The sequence below is a fragment of the Alcanivorax sp. genome (assembly GCF_051117345.1).
Classification (GTDB): Bacteria; Pseudomonadota; Gammaproteobacteria; order Pseudomonadales; family Alcanivoracaceae; genus Alcanivorax.
This window is the reverse complement of the sequence record NZ_JBNPEC010000076.1, coordinates 23,755-29,812: the sequence shown is the minus strand read 5'-3', so window position 1 is coordinate 29,812 and position 6,058 is coordinate 23,755. Positions and strand designations below refer to the sequence as shown.

7 protein-coding genes are annotated in these 6,058 nt (G+C 62.5%); all 7 read left to right on the top strand.

Annotation, left to right across the window (positions count from 1 at the left end):
* Nucleotides 1–471: ATP-dependent protease subunit HslV (hslV, locus tag ACFE0K_RS04930; RefSeq protein ID WP_434535003.1), on the top strand; the 471-nt coding region annotated here is incomplete at its 5' end.
* 1 nt (nucleotide 472) lies between these two features.
* Entirely contained in the window at nucleotides 473–1,807 is a 1,335-nt protein-coding gene (gene hslU / locus ACFE0K_RS04925; protein WP_434535002.1) for an ATP-dependent protease ATPase subunit HslU, read from the top strand.
* 102 nt (nucleotides 1,808–1,909) lie between these two features.
* Nucleotides 1,910–2,605 (top strand): FFLEELY motif protein, encoded by a 696-nt coding sequence (locus ACFE0K_RS04920; RefSeq protein WP_434535001.1) that lies wholly within the window; start codon nucleotides 1,910–1,912, stop codon nucleotides 2,603–2,605.
* A 1-nt stretch (nucleotide 2,606) separates the two neighbouring features.
* A complete protein-coding gene (gene ubiE, locus ACFE0K_RS04915) occupies nucleotides 2,607–3,359 on the top strand; it encodes a bifunctional demethylmenaquinone methyltransferase/2-methoxy-6-polyprenyl-1,4-benzoquinol methylase UbiE (protein WP_434535000.1) in 753 nt (250 codons plus the stop codon).
* A complete protein-coding gene (locus ACFE0K_RS04910) occupies nucleotides 3,356–4,018 on the top strand; it encodes a ubiquinone biosynthesis accessory factor UbiJ (RefSeq protein ID WP_434534999.1) in 663 nt (220 codons plus the stop codon). Before ubiE ends, ACFE0K_RS04910 begins: the two co-directional genes overlap by 4 nt.
* Nucleotides 4,018–5,625 (top strand): AarF/UbiB family protein, encoded by a 1,608-nt coding sequence (locus ACFE0K_RS04905; protein WP_434534998.1) that lies wholly within the window; start codon nucleotides 4,018–4,020, stop codon nucleotides 5,623–5,625. The genes ACFE0K_RS04910 and ACFE0K_RS04905 overlap by 1 nt, the downstream gene beginning before the upstream one ends.
* A gap of 84 nt (nucleotides 5,626–5,709) precedes the next feature.
* Complete coding sequence (locus ACFE0K_RS04900) at nucleotides 5,710–6,045, top strand: phosphoribosyl-ATP diphosphatase (protein ID WP_062815693.1); 336 nt, start codon at nucleotides 5,710–5,712, stop codon at nucleotides 6,043–6,045.
* Nucleotides 6,046–6,058: the final 13 nt, after the last annotated feature.

Here is a 6,058-nt window from a genome sequence, read left to right as displayed (position 1 = left end):
CAGGTGAGCCTGGGCAACACCGTCATGAAGTGCAATTCCCTCAAGGTACTCCGCCGCTATCACGATAAGGGGATTGCCGGGTTTGCCGGCGTCACCGCCGTCGCCTTTACCCTGTTCGAGCGCTTCGAAGCACAACTGGAAAAACACCAGGGCCATCTGGTCCGCGCCGCCGTTGAGCTGGCCAAGGACTGGCGCACCGACCGCGCCCTGCGTCGCCTGGAAGCCCTGCTGGCGGTAGCCGACAAGGACAACTCCCTGGTCATCACCGGTAACGGCGACGTGATCGAGCCGGAGAAACACGGCCTGATCGCCATCGGCTCCGGCGGCCCCTTCGCCCAGTCCGCCGCCACCGCCCTGTTGGAAAATACCGACCTGTCCGCCCGCGACATCGTGGCCAAGAGCCTGAGCATCGCCGGCGACATCTGTATCTACACCAATCACAACCACACTTTCGAAGAGCTGGACGGCTAACATGGCAGCACTGACTCCCAAAGACATCGTTTCCGAACTGAACCGTCACATCATCGGTCAGGATGCCGCCAAGAAAGCCGTGGCCCTGGCCCTGCGTACCCGCTGGCGGCGCATGCAATTGCCGGCGGAAATGCGCGCCGAAGTCTCCCCCAAGAACATCCTGATGATCGGCCCCACCGGGGTAGGCAAGACCGAGATCGCCCGCCGTCTGGCCAAACTGGCCGACGCCCCCTTCATCAAGATCGAAGCCACCAAGTTCACCGAAGTGGGCTATGTGGGCCGGGACGTGGAATCCATCATTCGCGATCTGGTGGAAATGGCCATCAAGATGCTGCGTGAAAAGGCCATTGCCCGCGTTGGCAGCCAGGCCGATGACGCCGCCGAAGAACGCATTCTCGACGCCCTGCTGCCCGCCGCCCGCGGCGAGGAGGAGAGCAAAACGGACAACAGCACCCGCCAGATCTTCCGCAAGAAGCTGCGCGAGGGCGAGCTGGACGACAAGGAAATCGAGATCGAGGTGTCCAGCAACCCGGCCGGAGTGGAGATCATGGCACCGCCGGGCATGGAAGAGATGACCAGCCAGCTGCAGCAGATGTTTTCGAAAATGGGTGGCAGTGGTAACAAGCGCACCCAGAAACTGCGGGTGCGCGAAGCCTACCGGCTGATTCGCGACGAGGAAGCCGCCCGCTTCGTCAACGAAGACGAGCTGAAAGTGCAGGCCATTGATGCGGTGGAAAACAACGGCATCGTGTTCCTGGACGAAATCGACAAAGTGGCTAAGCGCGGCGAGAGCGGCGGTACCGATGTGTCCCGGGAAGGGGTCCAGCGCGACCTGTTGCCGCTGATTGAAGGTTCCACCGTATCCACCAAATACGGCATGGTGAAAACCGATCACATCCTCTTTATCGCCTCCGGTGCCTTCCACCTGTCCAAGCCCAGCGACCTGATCCCGGAACTGCAGGGCCGGCTGCCGATCCGTGTGGAACTGAGCCCACTGAGCCCGGAAGACTTCCAGCGAATCCTGACCGAACCCAAGTGCTCGCTCACCGAGCAGTACAAGGCGCTGCTGCAGACCGAAGGCCTGAGCCTGGAAATCACCGACGACTGCATCCGTCGCATCGCCGAAGTGGCCTGGCAGGTCAACGAGCGCACCGAAAACATCGGCGCCCGCCGCCTGCACACCGTACTGGAAAAACTGCTGGAGGAAATCAGCTTTGATGCGGATTCTCTGGCCACCCAGTACCACGACAAACCCCTGGTCCTGGACGCGGAAGCGGTAAATCGCTACCTGGGCGAGCTGGCCGATGATGAAGATCTGAGCCGGTATATCCTGTAATAACCTGACGACGGACGTCTGACGCAAAACCTGCAAGCGTCAGACGTCTGACTTCCGACGTCCGACCGCTTTCCTGCTATGATCCCCGCCGGAGGAAAAACCATGACCGCCGGCGAACAACTTCAACACTATCTCGAGCGTTTCTTTGCTTTGCGGCAGCACGGCGAGGACGCCCTGTTTCTCGACCGCCTGCAACGTCTGCAGGACTGGCAGGGGGAACGTCTCAAGCACACCCATCGCCATCTTCTGAACGCCCCGGCCACGGCGGAGGGCATCCGTTTTCTCCTCGAGGAAGTCTACGGCGGTCGCGAACTGCTGCCGGTAGCCCGGGAAATCCGCCGCGCCCTGCCCAAGGCCATGAAGCTGCTACCGGACAAGGTCATGGCCACCTCCGCCAGTGCCCTGGAAGCCGCCATCCTCACTCAGGAGCTGGACGAGCAGGTCACCGACTGGCTGGGTAGCGAGCTGGATCAACCGCTCACGGAGCTGACCTACCTCAAGGGTTTTCGTCAGCAAAGCCATCACCCTGACCGCCAACGCCAGCTACAATTGGTCGCCGAGCTTGGCCATCGTCTGGACCGCTATATCCGCTCGCGAATGATACAGACCACCTTTCGCATGGTGCGCAGACCCGCCCATGCGGCAGGCTTTGCGAACCTGTATGATTTCATGGATCGCAGCTTCCGGGTAATGAAGCCAGTGCCCAGTGTGGGCCTGTTGCTGGAGCAGCTAGCCGCACGGGAAGAGACCATCATGCAGAAGGTCTACGACCATCACCCGGCCCCCTTCGAGGACTGACATGAACGACGATACCAAGGTCACCCACTTCGGCTACCAGCAGGTGCCGTGGCAGGAAAAGCAGCAGAAAGTGGCTGGCGTATTCCGCTCGGTGGCCGGCAAATACGATGTCATGAACGACCTGATTTCCATGGGTAGCCACCGCCTGCTCAAACGCATGACCATCGAGCTGGCCGGCATTCGTCCGGGCCACAAGGTGCTGGATCTGGCCGGCGGCACCGGTGACCTGGCCATCAAGTTTTCCCGTCTTGTCGGCGAAACTGGACAGGTGGTGCTGGCGGACATCAATGACGCCATGCTGGAAGTGGGCCGCGACCGTCTGTTCGACGCGGGTTGCAGCCACAATACCCAGGTCGCCCAGGTGAACGGCGAATGTCTGCCCTTCGAAGACAACAGCTTCCACTGCATCACCATTGCCTTCGGCCTGCGCAATATCACCGACAAGGATGCCGCCCTGCGCTCCATGCTGCGGGTACTGAAACCCGGTGGCCGGCTGCTGGTACTGGAATTTTCCACCCCGGTCCACAAACCCCTGGCCAAGGCCTACGAGCTCTACTCCTTCGGTGTCTGGCCCAAGCTGGGCAAGCTGATCGTCAATGACGCCGACAGCTACCAGTACCTGGCCGAGTCCATCCGCATGCACCCGGACCAGGACACCCTGCAGGGAATGATGGATCAGGCCGGCTTCGCCCGTACCGAATACTTCAACATGCTGGGCGGCATCGTGGCACTGCACAGAGGGTTCAAATTTTGAGTCTGAAAGACCAGTCCCGCTCCCCCGGTCTGCTCTCCACCACGGCCCTGGCCACGGTGGAACGGGCCATCAATACCGCCCTGCGTTCCGACCCGGCCAGCGCCGACCGGCTGGCTCTGCATGCCGGCCGCCTGCTGGCCATCGAAGTGACCCTGCCACCGCTGGCCATCTATGCGCTGATCGTGGAAGACGGGGTAGAGCTGTACCACCGCAGCGATGCCAACGCGGATGTCACGGTAAAGGGCAATCCCATGGACCTGGCCTCCCTGCTGCTGAACTGGAATACCCGCCCCGGCGTCATTGGCGGGCCGGTGGACATCAGCGGCAACCGGGAACTGTTGCAGGAAATGCAGCAGCTGGCCCGCGAACTGCAGATTGACTGGGGCGCCATCCTTGAGCCAGTGACTGGCTCGGAGCTGGCCCAGCAACTGGATTACAGCGCCCGCCGCCTGTTCGGCTGGGCCCGCCAGGCCGCCGGTCGACTGACCGAGCAACTGGCCGACTACGTGGGTAACGAATCCGGCCTGACGCCCGGTCGCCGGGACGTTTACGAATTCGGTCAGGACGTGGACGAACTGCGCATGGATGTGGACCGGCTGGACGCACGTATCCAGCGTCTACGCACCGGCAATACCCGCAACGGGAGCGCCACCGACTGATGCTACCCGTTTCCCGCATTCTGGTGGTCGCCCATGTGGTGTGCCGCTACCGGCTGATTGCCCTGCTGCCCTCGCACCCGCTGCGCAATGTGCTGCTGATCCTGTCGTTCCTGGTGCCCTCAAGCTGGCTTGGCACCGGTAAACTCAGCGAAGGCGAGCGCCTGCAGAAGGCCCTGGAGCGCCTCGGCCCCATCTTCATCAAGTTCGGCCAACTGCTGGCCACCCGCCAGGACATGCTGCCACCGGAGTGGACCAGCGCCCTGGCGCGACTGCAGGACCAGGTGGCGCCCTTCGACGGGCAACAGGCCCGGGATCTGGTCGAAGCCAGCCTGAGCCAGCCCTTCGAGGAGGTATTCCGCGACTTTGACACAACGCCCATGGCCGCCGCTTCCGTGGCCCAGGTCCATGCCGCCACCCTGCACAGTGGCCAACAGGTGGTGGCCAAGGTATTGCGGCCCACCATCCGTCCGGTGGTGCACCGGGACCTGAAGGTCATGGCTTTCGGCGCCCGCTGGCTGGAACGGCTGTGGCGCGATGCCCGCTACTTCCGCCCGGCGCGGGTGGTACAGGATTATCGGGACATCATCCTTGGCGAATTGGATCTGGCCGCCGAGGCCCGCAACAGCGAAACCATGCGCCGGCACTTCCTGTTCAGCCCGCTGCTGCATATCCCGGCCATTCATCTGGATCTGTCCAGCCCCACCGTGATTATCATGGATCGCATTCACGGCATCCCGGTGAATGATATCGAGCGCATCAAGGCCGCCGGCATTGATCCCAAGGTGCTGGCAGAACGAGGCGTGGAGATCTTCTTTTCCCAGGTATTCCGTTTCAACTTTTTCCACGCGGACATGCACCCGGGCAACATCTTCGTCAACCCGGAACACCCGGAATCCCCCCAGTATATGGCCGTGGATGCGGCCATCGCCGGGCGCTTGTCGAAGGAAGACCTTAACGTGCTGGGCCGCATGGTGCTGGCCGTCATGCGCGAGGATTACAGCGCCCTGGTGGATGCGGTGATCCGCGCCGGCTGGAATACCGCCCCCATCGACCGCCCCCGCTTTGAACGGGCCGTGATCGAGATTGTCGAGCCGGTGCGCTCCGCCCAGCTGGACCAGCTGGAATTCGCGCCGCTGGTGATGAAGCTGTTCGATATGGCGCGCAACTACCACATCGAAATGCCGGTGCAGTACATCCTGCTGATGAAGACCCTGGTGCATATCGAGGGGCTGGGGCGCAGCATCTACCCGCAGCTGGATATCTGGAACACCGGCCGGCCACTGCTGGAAGCCTGGATGCTGGCCGAATACGGCCCCAGCGCCACCCTGAAGAAACTGCAGAACCGCATGCCGGAATGGACCGCCCAGCTACCCGACATGCCGGACCTGCTGCGCGACGGCCTGGAAAGCCTGCGCGAGCTGCCCTACCAGCAGGACCGCCTGGAAGCCCGCTTCGAACAGGCCCTGTTACGCCACCGCCACAAGCTGTTTGCCGGCCTGGCAGGGCTGGGCTGCGCCGGCACCGCCGTGTGGCTGGCAACCCCCCATTTCAGCTGGCCACTGGCCGCTGGCGCCGTGCTGCTGGTGAGCTGGAGCTGGCGGCGCTAGACTGTGGCACCGCCACCGCGGCACATCGGATAATCCGTCGGCGCCCTGCCCGCAGGGTGCCGACATAAAGAAAGTGTAGACGCTATGTCAGATATACTCAGCCAGCTCCATCAGGTGCTTGAATCCCGCAAGGGCGCCGACCCGGACAGCTCCTACGTGGCCAGCCTGTATGCCAAGGGATTGAACAAGATCCTGGAAAAAGTGGGCGAGGAAGCGGTGGAAACCATTCTCGCCGCCCGCGACGCGGAAGTCAGCGGCAAAACCGATGCGCTGATCAGCGAAACCGCGGATTTGTGGTTCCATAGTCTGGTCATGTTGGCCAAACTGGGAGAACACCCCGACAAGGTACTGGCAGAACTGGAGCGCCGCTTCGGCCTGTCCGGCCATGACGAAAAAGCGGCGCGCGGCAGCAAGCACTGAACCGCCCTGACTA

What these genes read in the sequence shown, in the direction of transcription:
- hslU (WP_434535002.1), top strand. Translation starts at nt 473, where the DNA reads ATGGCAGCACTGACTCCCAAAGACATCGTTTCCGAACTGAACCGTCAC.
- ACFE0K_RS04920 (WP_434535001.1), top strand. Translation starts at nt 1,910, where the DNA reads ATGACCGCCGGCGAACAACTTCAACACTATCTCGAGCGTTTCTTTGCT.
- ubiE (WP_434535000.1), top strand. Translation starts at nt 2,607, where the DNA reads ATGAACGACGATACCAAGGTCACCCACTTCGGCTACCAGCAGGTGCCG.
- ACFE0K_RS04905 (WP_434534998.1), top strand. Translation starts at nt 4,018, where the DNA reads ATGCTACCCGTTTCCCGCATTCTGGTGGTCGCCCATGTGGTGTGCCGC.
- ACFE0K_RS04900 (WP_062815693.1), top strand. Translation starts at nt 5,710, where the DNA reads ATGTCAGATATACTCAGCCAGCTCCATCAGGTGCTTGAATCCCGCAAG.